This window comes from Aquabacterium sp. CECT 9606 (assembly GCF_918741295.1).
Lineage (GTDB): Bacteria > Pseudomonadota > Gammaproteobacteria > Burkholderiales > Burkholderiaceae_C > Aquabacterium.
This window is the reverse complement of the sequence record NZ_CAKKNB010000002.1, coordinates 792,908-808,884: the sequence shown is the minus strand read 5'-3', so window position 1 is coordinate 808,884 and position 15,977 is coordinate 792,908. Positions and strand designations below refer to the sequence as shown.

The 15,977-nt window shown below is 59.3% G+C and carries 26 protein-coding genes and 1 tRNA gene; 1 reads left to right on the top strand and 26 read right to left on the bottom strand.

What is annotated here, in order from left to right; translation table 11 throughout:
• Positions 1-94 precede the first annotated feature (94 nt).
• Positions 95-652 carry a cytochrome c5 family protein gene (locus tag LQ232_RS11450; RefSeq protein ID WP_230180444.1) on the top strand — a complete coding sequence of 186 codons (558 nt, stop codon included), beginning with the start codon at positions 95-97 and terminating at the stop codon, positions 650-652.
• Positions 653-710: 58 nt separating this feature from the next.
• Here LQ232_RS11450 and LQ232_RS11445 read toward each other — a convergent pair whose 3' ends face one another.
• The 26 genes from LQ232_RS11445 to LQ232_RS11320 all read right to left on the bottom strand — a co-directional run bounded on the left by LQ232_RS11445 (position 711) and on the right by LQ232_RS11320 (position 15,919).
• On the bottom strand, positions 711-1,256 hold the full coding sequence (locus LQ232_RS11445) for a DUF2946 family protein (protein WP_230180443.1): 546 nt from the start codon (positions 1,254-1,256) through the stop codon (positions 711-713).
• Positions 1,257-1,275: 19 nt separating this feature from the next.
• A complete protein-coding gene (locus tag LQ232_RS11440) occupies positions 1,276-2,280 on the bottom strand; it encodes a YheT family hydrolase (RefSeq protein WP_230180442.1) in 1,005 nt (334 codons plus the stop codon).
• 17 nt (positions 2,281-2,297) lie between these two features.
• On the bottom strand, positions 2,298-2,756 hold the full coding sequence (locus tag LQ232_RS11435; RefSeq protein WP_230180441.1) for a nuclear transport factor 2 family protein: 459 nt from the start codon (positions 2,754-2,756) through the stop codon (positions 2,298-2,300).
• Positions 2,757-2,799: 43 nt separating this feature from the next.
• Positions 2,800-3,684 carry a formyltetrahydrofolate deformylase gene (purU, locus tag LQ232_RS11430; protein ID WP_230180440.1) on the bottom strand — a complete coding sequence of 295 codons (885 nt, stop codon included), beginning with the start codon at positions 3,682-3,684 and terminating at the stop codon, positions 2,800-2,802.
• A gap of 254 nt (positions 3,685-3,938) precedes the next feature.
• The gene (locus tag LQ232_RS11425) at positions 3,939-4,160 is read right to left on the bottom strand and encodes a zinc-finger domain-containing protein (protein ID WP_230180439.1); all 222 of its coding nucleotides are present in this window, start codon (positions 4,158-4,160) and stop codon (positions 3,939-3,941) included.
• Positions 4,161-4,173: 13 nt separating this feature from the next.
• Entirely contained in the window at positions 4,174-5,097 is a 924-nt protein-coding gene (locus LQ232_RS11420; RefSeq protein WP_230180438.1) for a branched-chain amino acid transaminase, read from the bottom strand.
• A 193-nt stretch (positions 5,098-5,290) separates the two neighbouring features.
• A tRNA-Met gene (locus LQ232_RS11415) sits at positions 5,291-5,367 on the bottom strand.
• Between the two features lie 196 nt (positions 5,368-5,563).
• A complete protein-coding gene (gene rplQ, locus LQ232_RS11410; protein ID WP_230180437.1) occupies positions 5,564-5,965 on the bottom strand; it encodes a 50S ribosomal protein L17 in 402 nt (133 codons plus the stop codon).
• 110 nt (positions 5,966-6,075) lie between these two features.
• Positions 6,076-7,062, bottom strand: a complete 987-nt coding sequence (rpoA, locus tag LQ232_RS11405) for a DNA-directed RNA polymerase subunit alpha (protein WP_230180436.1) — start codon at positions 7,060-7,062, stop codon at positions 6,076-6,078.
• 142 nt (positions 7,063-7,204) lie between these two features.
• Positions 7,205-7,828: a 30S ribosomal protein S4 gene (gene rpsD / locus LQ232_RS11400; RefSeq protein WP_230180435.1), complete on the bottom strand. Its 624-nt coding sequence runs from the start codon at positions 7,826-7,828 to the stop codon at positions 7,205-7,207.
• A gap of 339 nt (positions 7,829-8,167) precedes the next feature.
• Positions 8,168-8,572, bottom strand: a complete 405-nt coding sequence (gene rpsK, locus LQ232_RS11395; protein ID WP_230180434.1) for a 30S ribosomal protein S11 — start codon at positions 8,570-8,572, stop codon at positions 8,168-8,170.
• Between the two features lie 42 nt (positions 8,573-8,614).
• The gene (rpsM, locus tag LQ232_RS11390; protein WP_230180433.1) at positions 8,615-8,977 is read right to left on the bottom strand and encodes a 30S ribosomal protein S13; all 363 of its coding nucleotides are present in this window, start codon (positions 8,975-8,977) and stop codon (positions 8,615-8,617) included.
• A gap of 39 nt (positions 8,978-9,016) precedes the next feature.
• A complete protein-coding gene (gene rpmJ, locus LQ232_RS11385; protein WP_058086633.1) occupies positions 9,017-9,130 on the bottom strand; it encodes a 50S ribosomal protein L36 in 114 nt (37 codons plus the stop codon).
• Positions 9,131-9,199: 69 nt separating this feature from the next.
• Entirely contained in the window at positions 9,200-9,418 is a 219-nt protein-coding gene (gene infA / locus LQ232_RS11380) for a translation initiation factor IF-1 (protein ID WP_011830996.1), read from the bottom strand.
• Between the two features lie 35 nt (positions 9,419-9,453).
• Positions 9,454-10,764: a preprotein translocase subunit SecY gene (gene secY, locus LQ232_RS11375; RefSeq protein WP_230180432.1), complete on the bottom strand. Its 1,311-nt coding sequence runs from the start codon at positions 10,762-10,764 to the stop codon at positions 9,454-9,456.
• Between the two features lie 26 nt (positions 10,765-10,790).
• Positions 10,791-11,225: a 50S ribosomal protein L15 gene (gene rplO, locus LQ232_RS11370; protein ID WP_230180431.1), complete on the bottom strand. Its 435-nt coding sequence runs from the start codon at positions 11,223-11,225 to the stop codon at positions 10,791-10,793.
• Positions 11,225-11,407, bottom strand: a complete 183-nt coding sequence (rpmD, locus tag LQ232_RS11365) for a 50S ribosomal protein L30 (RefSeq protein ID WP_230180430.1) — start codon at positions 11,405-11,407, stop codon at positions 11,225-11,227. The genes rplO and rpmD overlap by 1 nt, the downstream gene beginning before the upstream one ends.
• Positions 11,408-11,423: 16 nt before the next feature.
• A complete protein-coding gene (rpsE, locus tag LQ232_RS11360; RefSeq protein WP_230180429.1) occupies positions 11,424-11,942 on the bottom strand; it encodes a 30S ribosomal protein S5 in 519 nt (172 codons plus the stop codon).
• A gap of 29 nt (positions 11,943-11,971) precedes the next feature.
• A complete protein-coding gene (rplR, locus tag LQ232_RS11355) occupies positions 11,972-12,340 on the bottom strand; it encodes a 50S ribosomal protein L18 (RefSeq protein WP_230180428.1) in 369 nt (122 codons plus the stop codon).
• Between the two features lie 11 nt (positions 12,341-12,351).
• Positions 12,352-12,885 (bottom strand): 50S ribosomal protein L6, encoded by a 534-nt coding sequence (gene rplF, locus LQ232_RS11350; RefSeq protein WP_230180427.1) that lies wholly within the window; start codon positions 12,883-12,885, stop codon positions 12,352-12,354.
• Between the two features lie 17 nt (positions 12,886-12,902).
• On the bottom strand, positions 12,903-13,298 hold the full coding sequence (gene rpsH / locus LQ232_RS11345) for a 30S ribosomal protein S8 (RefSeq protein ID WP_230180426.1): 396 nt from the start codon (positions 13,296-13,298) through the stop codon (positions 12,903-12,905).
• A 29-nt stretch (positions 13,299-13,327) separates the two neighbouring features.
• Positions 13,328-13,633, bottom strand: a complete 306-nt coding sequence (gene rpsN, locus LQ232_RS11340) for a 30S ribosomal protein S14 (RefSeq protein ID WP_230180425.1) — start codon at positions 13,631-13,633, stop codon at positions 13,328-13,330.
• Between the two features lie 8 nt (positions 13,634-13,641).
• Positions 13,642-14,193 (bottom strand): 50S ribosomal protein L5, encoded by a 552-nt coding sequence (gene rplE, locus LQ232_RS11335; RefSeq protein WP_230180424.1) that lies wholly within the window; start codon positions 14,191-14,193, stop codon positions 13,642-13,644.
• An 8-nt stretch (positions 14,194-14,201) separates the two neighbouring features.
• Positions 14,202-14,519 (bottom strand): 50S ribosomal protein L24, encoded by a 318-nt coding sequence (gene rplX / locus LQ232_RS11330; protein WP_230180423.1) that lies wholly within the window; start codon positions 14,517-14,519, stop codon positions 14,202-14,204.
• A gap of 33 nt (positions 14,520-14,552) precedes the next feature.
• Positions 14,553-14,921 carry a 50S ribosomal protein L14 gene (gene rplN / locus LQ232_RS11325; protein WP_125241506.1) on the bottom strand — a complete coding sequence of 123 codons (369 nt, stop codon included), beginning with the start codon at positions 14,919-14,921 and terminating at the stop codon, positions 14,553-14,555.
• Between the two features lie 227 nt (positions 14,922-15,148).
• Entirely contained in the window at positions 15,149-15,919 is a 771-nt protein-coding gene (locus LQ232_RS11320) for a PEP-CTERM sorting domain-containing protein (protein ID WP_230180422.1), read from the bottom strand.
• Positions 15,920-15,977: the final 58 nt, after the last annotated feature.

Below are 15,977 nucleotides of genomic sequence, written 5' to 3'. Positions count from 1 at the left end.
GCCCCCCTATAATCCGGCCTTTGTGGCAGGATTTTCTGCCATGTCCAGCAGCCGCAAGGCCTGCGCCCACGATAACAGTGCCCCTGAGGATCCCATGAGCCAAGCGCCCAATTCTCACGACAACGATCACGAAGGTCCGATCAAGACGCCCAAGCAACTGGCCGTGGCCGTGGGGCTGGCCTTTGTCGTGCCGGTCATCATCATCATCCTGTTGGTGTCCTTCGTGGCGTCTGGCGGCACCGGCTCTTCGGGCAGCGATGCCCTGTCCGAGCAGGCCACGGCCCAACGCATCAAACCGGTGGCCTCGGTCGAGGTCAAGATGGTCTCGGCCAATGCAGGCCCACGCTCTGGCGAAGAGGTCTTCAAGGCCCAGTGCGCCACCTGCCACGCCTCCGGCGCCCTGGGCGCGCCCAAGCTGGGCGATGCCGCGGCCTGGGGCCCACGCATTGCCACCGGTCTGGCTTCTTTGATCCAGTCGGCCCTGAAAGGCAAGAACGCCATGCCGCCACAAGCGGGTGGCGAATTCAGCGACCTGGAAGTCAGCCGTGCCGCGGCTTACCTGGCCAATGCCGGCGGTGCCAAATTCACGGAACCTGCGGCACCTGCCGCCGCGGCCTCAGAAGCATCCGCACCAGCCAGCGACGCCAAGTAAGTAAAAAGCACGCCAAGCGTGGCTCCCATCAAAAAGCCGGCCCTGTAGCCGGCTTTTTTCATGCCTGAGCGGCTGCAGCCGGCCGAGGGTGCAAGCAATAGGCAAACCGTTGCGGCAACTCCGCGAACGCGATGTCCTGCGGATCCCACACCCCGGCCTCGACCGCGCTGGCCGCCGCGTCCATGTCCATCGAGCGCACCACCCCCAACCCCAGCTCCGTTTCCAGGAACAGGCGCCCCTGCTCGTCCAACCAGGCACCGCGCACCTCGCTGACCACCTGGCGAGTGTGCGTGTCCACCTTGAACGACTCGCCCTCGCGCTGCACGCCCAGCACCCAAGGCGCGGCCTCCAGCTCCAGATACACCCGCTGCGGGCCATTCTGGAAGAACCAGGCCCCGTGCTCGTCGGCCTCGTAATTGCGGTTGATGAAGTCGATCAACTTGCCATGCGTGATGCGGCTGCCCTTGACTTGCGGAAATGGCCCGGCCGCCTGGGCCTGGTCATCGCGCATGTACCAGTCACCCCGGGCATCCAGACCCAGCCAGCCGTGGCAGTTGGGCACATTGGGCCATTTCTTCAAAGCGGCCTTGACGATGTCGTCCATGCGATCCCCTGTTGGTCGGTCAAAGATGCTGCGCCAGCCAGGGCCCGACAGCCTCGGGCAAGGTGGTCACGTGGCCGGGCATGGGCCCAGCCGGAAAGCCCACATGGCCTCCCTCTTGAGGCTGCCACAAAGTCACCCATTTGCCCACCTCATCGGGCCGCGGCAAGCTGGCGCCGGGGATGAAAGGATCATTGCGGGCATTGAGCACCAGGGCAGGCACGCCTGTGATCAACTTCAAACGCGGCTGAGCAGAGCACCGTGCCCAATAGTCCGGCGTCCCCGTGAAACCGTGCAAAGGCGCCGTGAACACATTGTCGAACTCGAACAGATCCCGAGACGCCCGAAGGGCCTGCTCATCGAACAAGCCCGGAAACTGCGCCAGCTTGGCCATGGCTTTGGGCTTCATCGAGTTGAGGAACATGCGTGTGTAAACCTGCCGGTTGAAACCTCGCCCAATGGCCTCGCCCGCGGCCGCCAGGTCCAGGGGGGACGACACCGCCGCCACCGCCTTGGCCACTTTCACGGCTTCCGTGCCCGACTCCTGGGCCCACCGCAGCAAGGCATTGCCGCCCATCGAAATGCCCACAGCCACCATCGGGGCACCATGGGTGGCCAGCAGGCGCCGCAAGATCCAGTCGATCTCCACGAAATCACCCGAATGGTAAGAACGCGGCCCCAGGTTTAACTCGCCAGAGCATCCCCTGAAATGCGGCACCGCGTATGACCAGCCCCGCGCCCGGGCCCAATGGGCAAACGCCAGCGCATAGTGGCTGCGCGATGAGCCTTCCAGCCCATGGAACAGCACCAGCAAGGGCGAGGCTTCAGCGCCAACACTGGGCGCGGGCAGCAAGTCCACATCGATGAAGTCTCCGTCGGGCGTGTCCCAGCGCTGCCTTTGGTAAGGCACATTCGAGGGTGTCGGGCTGGTGTGTGGCCGCGAAAACAGCGCGGGCCAGATGGTCTGCACATTGCCGCCCCAACTGCCTTGCCCTGCCAACCAACGCGGCGCCCTGTATGACTGCATGGTGTTGCTGACCCGGGTCAATGCAAGGTGGCAGCCGGCTCGGCCAGCTCCTGCAGCTCGTGGGCCTGACCCGGGCTGGCATGGTGCAAGACCATGCGCCACCCCAACGTGGTCCGCATGTACACATTCGTGGCCAGAACAAAGGCGGTTTGCAAGCCCTCCGGGGTCAAGGCCTGCACTTTTTCCAGCACGTGGTGGACTTCGCAATGGTCGCTTTCAAGGCGCCGCACCTGCTGCAAGCTGACTTGCACAGGGCCATTCGCGAAGATGGCTTCGAAGGTGCCACGGATGGCCACCTCGCCCACCACGCGGGGCCCTCCCGGGTGCACACAAGCGATTTCGTCATCGTCGGACCACACCGACATCAAACGTTCCAGGTCGCCTTGCTGCAAGGCCTCGTAAAAGGTGGCTTCCGTGTCGTCCGCCGACGCCATGAGCGCGGCCTGAGAAGCTTTGCGGGCACGGGGATCACTCATGGTTGTCAAGCGTCAAACAGGGTTGAACACAACGATTCAGGGCTCAACGAAACACCACCGTCTTGTGGCCATTCATCAGCACCCGGTGCTCCACATGCCACTTCACGGCACGCGCCAACACCACGCATTCCACATCTCGGCCAACGGCGGTGAAATCCTCGGGGCTCAAGGTGTGGTCCACACGTTCCACATCCTGCTCGATGATCGGACCCTCGTCCAGATCCGCCGTCACGTAATGCGCCGTTGCCCCGATCAGCTTCACACCCCGATCATGCGCCTGATAGTAGGGCTTGGCCCCTTTGAAGCTGGGTAAAAAGCTGTGGTGGATGTTGATGGCCCGCCCCTTGAGGAAGGCGCAGAACTCGGGGCTCAGGATTTGCATGTAGCGCGCCAGCACCACCAGGTCAACGCCCTCTTGTTCGACCAGCGCCTCCACCTGTTGCTCTTGGGCGCGTTTCACCTCGGGGCCCGCCCCGGTGGGCAATGGCAGGTGGTGAAACGCAATGCCATAGCTGGCGGCCAGCTCGGCATAGTCGGGGTGGTTCGACACGATGGTTGGGATCTCCACCGGCAACTGCCCAGACTTCCACCTGAACAGCAAATCATTCAGGCAGTGCCCATGTTTGCTGACCATGATCATCACGCGTGGTTTGCGCGACTGCACGCGAATCGTCGCCGTCATCGCGAATTGCTCGCGCACATGGCCAAACAGGTTGGCCAACGTGGCTTCATCCGCCAAGTGCTCGGGCGCCTCGAAATGCACGCGCATGAAGAACAGACCCGTGCTGTCTTCGTTCTGCACATCGCCAAATTGCTGCGAGTCGATGATGTTGCACCCGGCCTGGTAAAGCAGGCCGGCCACGGCATGGACGATGCCCTTCGTGTCGCGGCACGACAGGGTCAGGACGAATTCGCGCTTGATATTCATGATGGCCGGGATTGTAGGGGGCGGCCACCGGTCTGGGTGAAAGCATTCCCAGAATGCAGCATCCAAACAGGAGGCACAGCCTCAAGCCAGGGACATTTTGCAAGAGGTCTGCACAACGTGAGCGGTCAGCGCAGAACTTCAACCCCGCTCCATCCAGGGCCCTTGGGCCGCAAGCCAGCAGCGCACGGGCGCTCCGACAGGCCGACCATCTCCGCGGGCCAGAGCAACCCAGAAGTCAGCGCTGGCGCGGTCGATCAATGGCCGTGGCCAACTTTCTCACCGGCTTTAAGCTTGTAGACCGTGCCGCAATAGGGGCACCGTCCACCTTCGGCTGCCGCCGTGACCACATCAATGTAGACACGGGGGTGGTTGCTCCACAAAGGCATCTTGGGGTTGGGGCAGAACACCACCCCCGGGCCTTGCAACTCATGCGCGGTCACCTCAACCAAGGCTTGGGCTTGTGCAGTCGTGCTCATGGCGTGTTGCTCCTCAGACCTTGGTCAGCCACTCGGCGTACTTGGGGTTGCGGCCGTTGACAATGTCGAAGAACGCGCTCTGGATTTTCTCGGTGATGGGCCCACGCGAGCCCTCACCGATCTCGATGCGGTCCAGTTCGCGGATGGGCGTCACTTCGGCGGCGGTGCCCGTGAAGAAGGCCTCGTCGCAGATGTAGACCTCGTCGCGCGTGATGCGCTTCTCGCGAATTTCCAGACCCAGGTCCTGGCAAATCGCGAAGATCGTGTTGCGGGTGATGCCATTGAGCGCGCCGGCCGACAGGTCGGGCGTGTACAGCTTGCCGTTCTTCACAATGAAGATGTTCTCACCGGCGCCTTCGCTGACAAAGCCGCTCGAGTCGAGCAGCAGGGCCTCGTCGTAGCCCTCGTCGGTGACTTCCAGATTGGCCAGGATCGAGTTGGTGTAGTTGCTCACCGCCTTGGCCTGCGTCATCGTGATGTTGACGTGGTGGCGCGTGTAGCTGGAAGTTTTGACGCGGATGCCGCGCTTGAGACCATCCTCGCCCAAATAAGCACCCCAAGGCCAGGCTGCCACCATCAGGTGTACCTTGGCACCCTTAGGGCTCACGCCCATCTTCTCGGACCCCAGCCATGCCAGCGGACGCAGGTAGCAGCTCTCCAGCTTGTTCTCGCGGACCACGTCCAATTGCGCCTTGACCACCTCGTCGAAGCTGAAGGGGATCTTCATGCGCAGGATCTTGGCGCTGTTGAACAAGCGCTCGGTGTGCTCCCGAATGCGGAAGATCGCCGGCCCTTGGGTGGTGTTGTAGGCACGCACGCCTTCGAACACGCCGCAGCCGTAGTGCAGGGTGTGGGTCAACACATGGATCTTGGCATCGCGCCACTCCACCATCTGGCCATCCATCCAGATTTTGCCGTCGCGATCGTCCATCGACATGGGAAGTCCTTTCGGGGAATTGTCTAAATTATTCGTTTTGCAGCCAGCCCTGCGACACCAGGCATGGTGCCACCGCCGGAAAACCTTCGATTGTAATCGCGCGGCGTTTGATTTGGCTCGGGCTGCACCCTGCCCGGCGCATGAAGCCACAAAGACAAAAGCCGACCCTTGGGTCGGCTTTTGCTTCTTATTTTGGTTGCGGGGGCAGGATTTGAACCTACGACCTTTGGGTTATGAGCCCAACGAGCTACCAGACTGCTCCACCCCGCGACAGAGAATTAGACTATAGCACGCTTTTTATATTTGTCACGCTTTTTGTGCAGATCGTGCACCACTGGCTCCAACATGCACCGACAGAAGGCAATGCGTGCTTACCAAACGGGTCATGCGCCCGGAATGCAAAAGGGCCAGCAATGCCGGCCCTTTGTTTGCAACCGCCGCGTGAACGGCGTTTGGTGGCAAATGCTTACGCGTTATTGCCTTGGTCGTCGGCAACCGCATCGGCTGCTTCAGTGCGCTCAACCAGCTCAACGTAAGCCATGGGGGCGTTGTCGCCCACGCGGAAGCCCATTTTCAGGATCCGGGTGTAACCACCGGGACGCGCAGCGAAACGAGGGCCCAGCACGTTGAACAGTTTGACCACATTGTCGCGGTCGCGCAGGCGGTCAAACGCCAGGCGCTTGTTTGCCAAGGTAGGGTTCTTGGCCAGGGTGATCAGGGGCTCGACCACGCGGCGCAATTCCTTGGCCTTGGGGACGGTGGTCTTGATGGCCTCGTGCTGGATCAGCGAGTTGGCCATGTTGCGCAGCATCGCCAAACGGTGTGACGAGGTGCGGTTCAGTTTACGGAGTCCGTGTCCGTGACGCATGGTGCTTTCCTTTCTTACTTTATAAAAACCGGCGGCCGGTTCAAGGTACCGCCGGGTGCACCGGGCAGCGGTCTGGTGCCAGACTCACCACCCATTTCTTCTTCAATCAATCAACGCTTGTCGAGACCTTGGGGAGGCCAGCTTTCCAGGCGCGAACCCAGAGCCAGACCACGCGAAGCCAGGACTTCCTTGATTTCGTTCAGCGACTTGCGACCCAGATTCGGGGTCTTGAGCAGCTCGGTCTCGGTGCGCTGGATCAGATCGCCGATGTAGTAGATGTTTTCGGCCTTCAGGCAGTTGGCCGAACGCACGGTCAGCTCCAGCTCGTCGACAGGGCGCAGCAGGATCGGATCGAAGTTCTGAGCCGACTTGGCGGGCGCATCGAACGCGGCGATCTCGCTGCCTTCCAGTTGCGCGAACACCGCGAGCTGCTCCACCAGGATCTTGGCCGAAGCACGGATCGCTTCCTCGGGCGAAATGGCGCCATTGGTTTCGATTTCCATGACCAGCTTGTCCAGGTCGGTACGCTGTTCAACACGGGCGCTTTCGACCGTGTAGCTCACGCGGCGAACCGGCGAGAACGACGCGTCCAGCACAATGCGGCCGATGGCCTTGGTGCTTTCGTCGCCATAGCGGCGGATGTTGCCAGGCACATAGCCACGGCCCTTTTCCACCTTGATCTGCATGTCCAGCTTGCCGCCGTGCGACAGGTGAGCGATCACGTGGTTGGGGTTGACGATCTCAACGTCGTGGGGGGTCTGGATGTCAGCAGCGGTGACAGGGCCTTCGCCGTCCTTGCGCAGCACCAGGGTCACTTCGTCGCGGTTGTGCAGACGGAAGACCACGCCCTTGAGGTTCAACATGATGTGAACGACGTCTTCTTGAACGCCGTCAACGGTCGAGTACTCGTGCAGCACGCCCGCGATGGTCACTTCTGTTGGAGCAAAACCCACCATTGAAGACAACAGGACGCGGCGCAAGGCGTTGCCCAGGGTATGGCCATAGCCACGCTCGAACGGCTCGAGGGTCACTTTGGCACGGTGGCCGCCCAAGGGCTCCACCTGAATGGCTTTGGGTTTCAGCAAATTGGTTTGCATGAGCTCTTCCTGTCAATACCCTCGGCTCGTTACACCGATAAGGCTGCTGGACCAACCGGAGCAACATGCTCCGGTCTTGAAAACAAAACGCACAAAGCCGCGCGACACGACCCAAGGCCGTGAAGCGCAGCTGATGTGCGAATCAACGCGAATACAGTTCGACGATCAACGATTCGTTGATGTCGGCGCCGAATTCATCGCGGTCCGGGGTCTTCTTGAAAACACCTTCCAGCTTGGTGTTGTCCACTTGCACCCAAGCTGGCATGCCGATGGACTCGGCCAGCTTCAGTGCCTCCAGAACGCGAACCTGCTTCTTGGCTTTTTCGCGCACGCCCACCACATCGCCGGTCTTCACGTTGTACGAGGGAATGTTCACCACTTGACCGTTCACGGTCACACCCTTGTGCGACGTCAATTGACGTGCTTCGGCGCGGGTGGAGGCAAAGCCCATGCGGTAAACGACATTGTCCAGGCGCGATTCCAGCAGGAACAACAGGTTCGAGCCCGTGTTGCCCTTGCGGCGATCGGCTTCGGCGAAGTAGCGGCGGAACTGACGCTCCAGCACGCCGTACATGCGCTTGACTTTTTGCTTTTCGCGCAGTTGCAGACCGAAGTCCGAGGTGCGCGAACCAGACGTGCGGCCGTGTTGGCCGGGTTTGGTGTCGAATTTAGCCTTGTCGCTGATGGGGCGACGAGCGCTCTTCAAAAACAGGTCGGTGCCTTCACGGCGGGCCAGTTTGGCCTTGGGTCCGAGGTAACGTGCCACGTGCTTTTCCTTGGGGTCTGTCTGACGTCAGTTTGAGGACCGGAAGTCCATCAATGGCCGACGCGAGTCTGGCGGATATTGTTCGAATCGCTCAGACGGTGGGCTTCGATAACCTGCCTGCGCACGCCTACGTGCCAAGGACCTTGATGGCCCACCAACACAAAGCGCACCCAGTCAGGTGCAGAGAACTCGCGAGTATAACAGTTGCAAAAAAATACTCAAGAAGCTGCGAACAGTTTCATTGAGCATTTTCTGCAACATTGCTTGGGGTGAACGCCCCAAACAATGAGACCTCGGCCGCGCCCTGTGAACAGGACACGCACGAGGCCCGATGTCACATCAGATACGACGACGCTTCTGAGGACGGCAGCCGTTGTGGGGCACTGGCGTCACGTCAGAGATCATGTTGATCCGGATGCCGAGAGCGGCCAAAGCGCGGACCGAGGATTCGCGACCAGGACCGGGGCCCTTGATCTCGACGTCCAGGTTCTTGATGCCTTGTTCTTGGGCAGCACGACCAGCCACTTCAGCGGCCACCTGGGCAGCGAAAGGAGTGGACTTGCGCGAGCCCTTGAAACCCTGACCACCACTCGACGCCCACGCCAGGGAATTACCTTGGCGGTCGGTGATCGTGATGATCGTGTTGTTGAACGACGCATGCACGTGAGCGATGCCGTCCGCGATGTTCTTGCGGACCTTCTTGCTCACACGACGTGCTGCCGTGTTGGCAGGTGCTTTAGCCATGGTTATCTTCTCTCATCTTAATGAACGGCGACACCCAGACGATCACTTCTTACCAGCGATCGACTTGCGCGGGCCCTTGCGGGTACGTGCATTGGTGCGGGTGCGTTGACCGCGCATGGGCAAGCCACGACGGTGACGGAAGCCGCGGTAGCAGCCCAAGTCCATCAAACGCTTGATGTTGATCGAGATTTCGCGACGCAGGTCACCTTCAATGGTGATCTTTGCCACTTCGTCCCGGATTTTTTCCAAATCGCCGTCCGTCAGGTCTTTGATCTTCTTGTTGAACGGGATGCCGCTCACCGTGCAGATTTTCTGCGCAGTGGTGCGACCGATGCCGTAAATAGAAGTCAAACCGATTTCGGTGTGCTTATGCGGCGGAATGTTGATGCCAGCAATACGTGCCATAACTGTCCTCTGAAGGCGTGTGTCGTCGCTAAACCAGGATCAACCCTGGCGTTGCTTGTGGCGGGGATCCGTGCAAATCACACGAACCACACCCTTGCGACGGATGATTTTGCAATTGCGGCACATCACTTTGACGGAAGCCGAAACTTTCATGATCTTCTCCTGGACCGTTGAAACTCAACGGAAATTCGCCCACGTTTCCGGGGTCAACAAAAACTCAACTCACTTCGCCCGGAATACGATGCGAGCACGACTCAAATCATAGGGCGTGAGCTCCACGGTCACTTTATCGCCTGGCAGGATGCGGATGTAGTGCATGCGCATTTTGCCGGAAATGTGACCGAGAACCACGTGCCCGTTCTCAAGCTTCACGCGAAAGGTGGCATTCGGGAGATTTTCCAGAATTTCACCCTGCATCTGGATGACGTCGTCTTTCGACATGTTTTCCTAAGTTGCATTGACCTGCGTCACCGCGATCAGCTCGATTTAAAGTTTGCCTTTTTCAGCAGCGATTCATACTGCTGAGACATCAGATAAGACTGAACCTGGGCCCAGAAGTCCATCGTGACCACCACGATGATCAAGAGCGAGGTCCCGCCGAAGTAGAAAGGGACGTTGTACTTGAGCACGAGGAACTCGGGCAACAGGCACACGGCCGTGATGTAAACCGCACCCACCAGGGTCAAACGCGCAAGAATCTTGTCGATGTAACGCGCCGTTTGATCACCCGGGCGGATACCGGGAATGAATGCACCACTCTTCTTCAGGTTGTCTGCAGTTTCACGGCTGTTGAACACCAGGGCCGTGTAGAAGAAGCAGAAGAAGACGATGGCGACAGAATACAAAATCACGTAGATCGGTTGACCAGGTGACAACATGCCAGCCAGGTCCTTCAACCAACGCATGCTTTCACCAGTGGCGAACCAACCCACTGCCGTGGTGGGCAGCAAGATGATCGACGAAGCGAAAATCGGTGGAATCACACCGGCCATGTTGACCTTCAACGGCAGGTGCGACGACTGTCCACCGTAAACGCGATTGCCGACTTGACGCTTGGCGTAGTTCACCAGGATCTTGCGTTGACCACGTTCAACGAAAACCACGAAATAAGTCACCAGGACGATCAGCAGCACGATGAAGATCGCCGCAGGGATGCTCATCGCACCGTTGCCAACCAATCCGAACAAACCAGCGATGGCGCCAGGCAAGCCTGCAGCGATACCGCCAAAAATCAGTATCGAGATACCGTTGCCCAGACCGCGCTCGGTGATCTGCTCACCCAGCCACATCAGGAACATCGTGCCTGCTGTCAGACTCATCATCGTGGTGAAACGGAACCCCATGCCTGGACTGATGACCAGGCCAGCGGTTCCTTCCAAAGCCACGGCAATGCCGAAAGACTGGAACAAGGCCAAACCAAGGGTGGCGTAGCGTGTGTACTGCGTCGTCTTGCGCCGACCAGCCTCGCCTTCCTTTTTCAAGGCTTCGAGGGCGGGCACCACGTAGCCCATCATCTGCATGATGATGGACGCCGAGATGTAGGGCATGATGCCCAGCGCAAAGACGGTGAAGCGCGACAACGCACCGCCCGAAAACATGTTGAACAGACTCAGGATGCCGCCTTGCTGGCCCTTGAACAACTGTTGCAACTGGGCCGGGTCGATACCAGGCACGGGGATGTGCGCCCCGATGCGGTAAACGACCAGCGCCAGCAGCAGGAAAACCAGACGACGTTGAAGGTCGCCGAATTTTCCGCTTTGAGCCAGTTGATTGGGAGAAGTCGCCACGCTTGAATCCGTTCAGTCAGCCAACATCACTCGGCGATCGCGCCACCAGCAGCCTCGATGGCCACCTTTGCAGCTGCAGTCGCGCCGATGCCCTTGAGGGACACCTTCTTGGTGAGTTCGCCAGTCTTGATCACCTTCACGACCTTGGCAATTTGCGGCACCAGACCGGCTTGCTTCAGGGTGAGGATGTCAACTTCGCCGACGCTCAGCAGTTCCAGATCGGTCAAAGTGATCTGCGCGTTGTACTTCAGCAGATGCGACTTGAAACCGCGCTTGGGCAGGCGACGTTGCAAAGGCATTTGACCGCCTTCGAAACCAACCTTGTGGTAGCCACCCGAACGCGACTTTTGACCTTTGTGACCGCGACCTGCGGTCTTGCCCAGACCCGAACCGATCCCGCGGCCGACACGGCGCTTGGAATGCTTCGAACCCGAGGCGGGCTTGATGGTATTGAGTTCCATTAGATCACCTGAATCAGATAGCTGACCTTGTTGATCATGCCGCGAACGGCAGCGGTGTCCTCAAGAACAGCGGTGCTGTTCAAGCGACGCAGACCCAAGCCGCGCACGGTGTCACGGTGATCCTGACGGGTACCGATGACGCTGCGAACCAGCTTGACTGTGACTGTTTTCTTTTCGCTCATGACAGTTCTCCGGCGATCAGTTGAAGATGTCTTCAACCGACAGGCCACGCTTTGCAGCGACATTGGCCGGGGTGGTCGACTTGTTCAAGGCGTCAAACGTGGCGCGAACCATGTTGTAAGGGTTGCTCGAACCGAAGCTCTTGGCCACGATGTCGGTCACACCCATCATCTCGAACACAGCACGCATGGGGCCACCAGCGATGATGCCGGTACCAGCAGGCGCGGGAGCCAACATGACGCGAGCCGCGCCGTGTTCGCCGAACACCGTGTGGTAGACCGAACCATTCTTCAGGTTGACCTTGACCATGTTGCGGCGAGCTTGTTCCATCGCCTTGGACACGGCCAATGGCACTTCACGCGCCTTGCCTTTGCCCATGCCGACTTTGCCGTCGCCATCACCGACCACGGTCAACGCGGCGAAACCCATGATCCGACCGCCCTTGACCACTTTGGTCACGCGGTTCACCTGGATCATCTTTTCTTTTAAACCGTCGTCACGACCTTCGTCAGCGACCTTGGGTTGAAACTTAGCCATTTGAATTCCTTCCGGTTGCCAGACGCGGCTTAGAACTGAAGACCGGCTTCGCGAGCCGCTTCAGCCAATGCCTTGACACGGCCGTGGTAGGCGAAGCCCGCACGGTCGAAAGCCACCTTCTCGACGCCAGCAGCTTTCGCCTTTTCGGCGATGCGCTTGCCAATCAGCGTGGCGGCGTCCACATTGCCACCCTTGCCAGTCGCGCCCAGTTGAGTGCGGATTTCTTTTTCGGCGGTTGAGGCCGAAGCGATGACGGTGTTGCCGTCGCCGGAGATCACGCTGGCGTAAATGTGCAGGTTGGTGCGGAACACCGTGAGACGCACGGCGCCCTGGAGCGCGATGCGTGCACGGGTTTGACGCGAGCGACGCAGGCGCTGTTCTTTCTTGTTGGTAGACATGAATCAGCTCCTTACTTCTTCTTGGTCTCTTTCAAGACCACGCGCTCGTCGGCATAACGAATGCCCTTGCCCTTGTAGGGCTCGGGCGGACGGAAGGCACGCACTTCTGCGGCGATCTGGCCGACGACCTGACGATCCACACCCTTGATCAGCACTTCGGTCTGAGACGGGGTCTCGACCTTGATGCCTTCGGGCATGTCCTTGACGACTGGGTGAGAGAACCCGATTTGCAGGTTCAGCTTCTGGCCTTGGGCTTGGGCACGGAAGCCCACACCGACCAGGGTCAGCTTTTTCTCAAAGCCCTTGCTCACGCCGTTGACCATGTTGTTCAACAGGGCGCGAATGGTACCCGACATGGCATCAGCTTCAGTGCTGCTGTCAGCCGGGGACACCGACAACACACCGGCGTCGTTCTTGACGGCGACCAGGCGGTGCTGAGGGCGGCTCAAGGTGCCCAGGGCGCCCTTGACGGTGATTTGTTCTGCAGAGATCTGCACGTCCACACCCTTTGGGACGGCGATCGGCATTTTTCCTACGCGGGACATTGCGATGCTCCTAAGGGTTAGGCGACGTAGCAGAGCACTTCGCCACCGATACCGGCAGCACGTGCTTTGCGATCGGTCATCACACCCTTGGGCGTCGTCACGATGGCAACACCCAGGCCGTTTTGGACCTGAGGGATGTCGTGGCGACCCTTGTAGATGCGAAGGCCGGGACGGCTGACTCGCTCGATGCGCTCGATGACCGGGCGACCGGCGTAATACTTCAGCGAAATTTCAAGCGCAGGCTTGGTAGCCTCGCCTGCAACGACGTAAGAGTCGATGTAACCTTCGTCCTTCAGGACCTGGGCGATCGCGACTTTTAACTTTGATGACGGCATCGTGACGCTGGTCTTTTGGACCATTTGTGCGTTGCGAATGCGAGTCAGCATGTCGGCGATGGGATCACTCATGCTCATGGAATAACTCCTGTTCGTGCCCTAGCCGATTACCAGCTTGCCTTGGTGACACCGGGGATGTCGCCAGCGAAAGCCAATTCACGGATCTTGGAACGACCCAAGCCAAATTGGCGGAACGTACCGCGTGGACGACCAGTCAGACCGCAACGATTGCGCAGACGGGTCGGGTTTGCATTGCGGGGCAACTTTTGCAGCTCAAGACGAGCGGCATAGCGCTCTTCGTCGGACTTCTTGGCATCGTTGATGATGCCCTTCAGTTCGGCGTACTTCTTGGCGTATTGCGCCACCAGCTTTTCGCGCTTTTCTTCGCGTTGCTTCAGAGACAGTTTTGCCACGGTCTACCTCAGTTCTTGAAGGGGAACTTGAATGCCGTCAACAGGGCCTTGGCCTCGTCGTCGGTATTCGCGCTGGTGGTGATGCTGATGTTCAGACCACGGATCGCGTCGATCTTGTCGTACTCGATTTCCGGGAAAATGATCTGTTCTTTCACACCGACGTTGTAGTTGCCACGGCCATCGAATGAACGACCCGAGATACCGCGGAAGTCACGGACGCGGGGCAGCGACACAGTGACGAAGCGGTCCAGGAACTCGTACATGCGGACACCACGCAGGGTGACCATGCAGCCGATGGGCATGTTTTCGCGGATCTTGAAACCGGCGATGGCCTTGCGCGACATGGTGACCACGGGCTTTTGGCCGGCGATCTTGGTGAGGTCGCTGACAGCGTGTTCCATCACCTTCTTGTCGGACACCGCTTCCGAGACACCCATGTTCAGGGTGATCTTGGTCAGGCGGGGCACTTCCATCACGGACTTGTAGCCAAACTTTTCAACGAGAGCCGGAACGACCGTCTCGCGGTAAAAGTCTTGCAGGCGTGCAGTTTGTTGAGTCATCGTGAACCTCAAGCCTTGATTTCTTCGCCGCTGGACTTGAAGACGCGAACTTTCTTGCCGTCTGCCAGGAGCTTGATGCCAACGCGATCAGCCTTGCCGGTGGCGGCATTGAAGATGGCAATGTTGGACTGATGAATGGGCATGGTTTTGTCAACGATGCCACCGGTGGTGCCCTTCATGGGGTTGGGGCGAACGTGCTTTTTAACCACGTTCACGCCATCGACCACCAGATGGCTGTCGTCAACGCGGACCGAAACGGTGCCGCGTTTACCTTTGTCACGACCGGCCAAAACGATGACCTGGTCGCCTGTGCGAATCTTGTTCATGGGCTGTGTGTCCTTTGCGGTTGCGCCGGAGGTTCAGAGAACTTCAGGAGCCAGGGACACGATCTTCATGAAGCGCTCGGTACGCAGTTCACGCGTCACGGGGCCGAAGATGCGGGTGCCGATGGGCTCCAGCTTGGCATTCAACAGCACAGCTGCATTGCCATCAAACTTGATGAGCGAACCGTCTTGACGACGAACACCCTTGGCGGTGCGGACGACCACAGCGCTGTAGACTTCGCCTTTTTTGACGCGACCACGAGGAGCAGCTTCTTTGATGCTGACCTTGATGATGTCGCCAATACCGGCGTAACGACGCTTGGAGCCACCGAGCACCTTGATGCACATGACGCTCTTGGCACCCGTGTTGTCAGCGACGTCAAGTCGCGATTGCATTTGAATCATGGTGTACTTACCCCAACTTGGCTTTTCGGCTGCGCAAAAGCTGCACAACAACGAACAGTCAGTCTTGGGCCCGTAGAACGGGCGGATCTGAAATAAAGCCTGAGCCCTTGATTTACCCGCCGCAGCAACCGAACCCGATCTGCATCAGGTCAATCGAGGGACTTGGGCTGGAACTCAAACCTTGTTTCAGCGAAGAAATCGATTATGCACCTGTTTTGGCACCAACGTCAACCTTTGCGTGATTTTTTCTTCAGAACCAGGCCCAACCCTGCCAGCCCGAACAACCAGAAGGTCGATGGCTCCGGCACCGCACCCACATCTCCATCTCGAACCAGCCAAGCGTATGAGCCGTCCCAGCGTGGACCATCGTTCGGGCCCAGGGCAAATTGGCCATCGTCTTCGAAATCAAAGACCCAGTGGGCGCCGGGCTCCGGCTCGAAGGCCTGCGCCGCCCAGTACTCGCCGTGCACGGGCCCCAAGTTACGGATGAAACCACCAGGCACCTGGTTCAGTGCCAGCGCGCTCACCCCTTGCGGACGACCGAAGCCCGACTGCTCTTGACCTTGCTCATCGTAATAAGACAGCAAACCCAGGTTCTCGTAGAACATGTAGCTCATCTCGTTGCGAGGGCTGCGGATGCCATAGCCCAGGTCGGAGCTGCCATCGTAGGCACCACGGTAGTCGTAGCTCTGCCCGTGGATGGGCAACACATTGGGCAGGCGCCAACCCGAAAGACCAAGAACCGTGACATTGGCCGCCCACGCTGAAGCATCCTCCCAAGTCATCTGACCACTTGCACTGTGGCCAGAGGTCTTGGCAAAGTTGGCATCGGCCAACCAGGTGATGTTCAACACGGTGTCGTAGAAGGCCTCATAGCCATCGACGGCGGCGTCAAGATCCCGGCCTTGCAACTCGGCGTGAGCCAGGGAAGCAGACAAGGCTACGCACGCAGCCAGGGCGGCCATGGTCAGGCGGGTGAACAATTTCTTCAAAGGCATGCGCCACTCCCTGTGTTTTTTGAACAAGCAGTGAGCTTATCCAAAATCCAGGGGACGC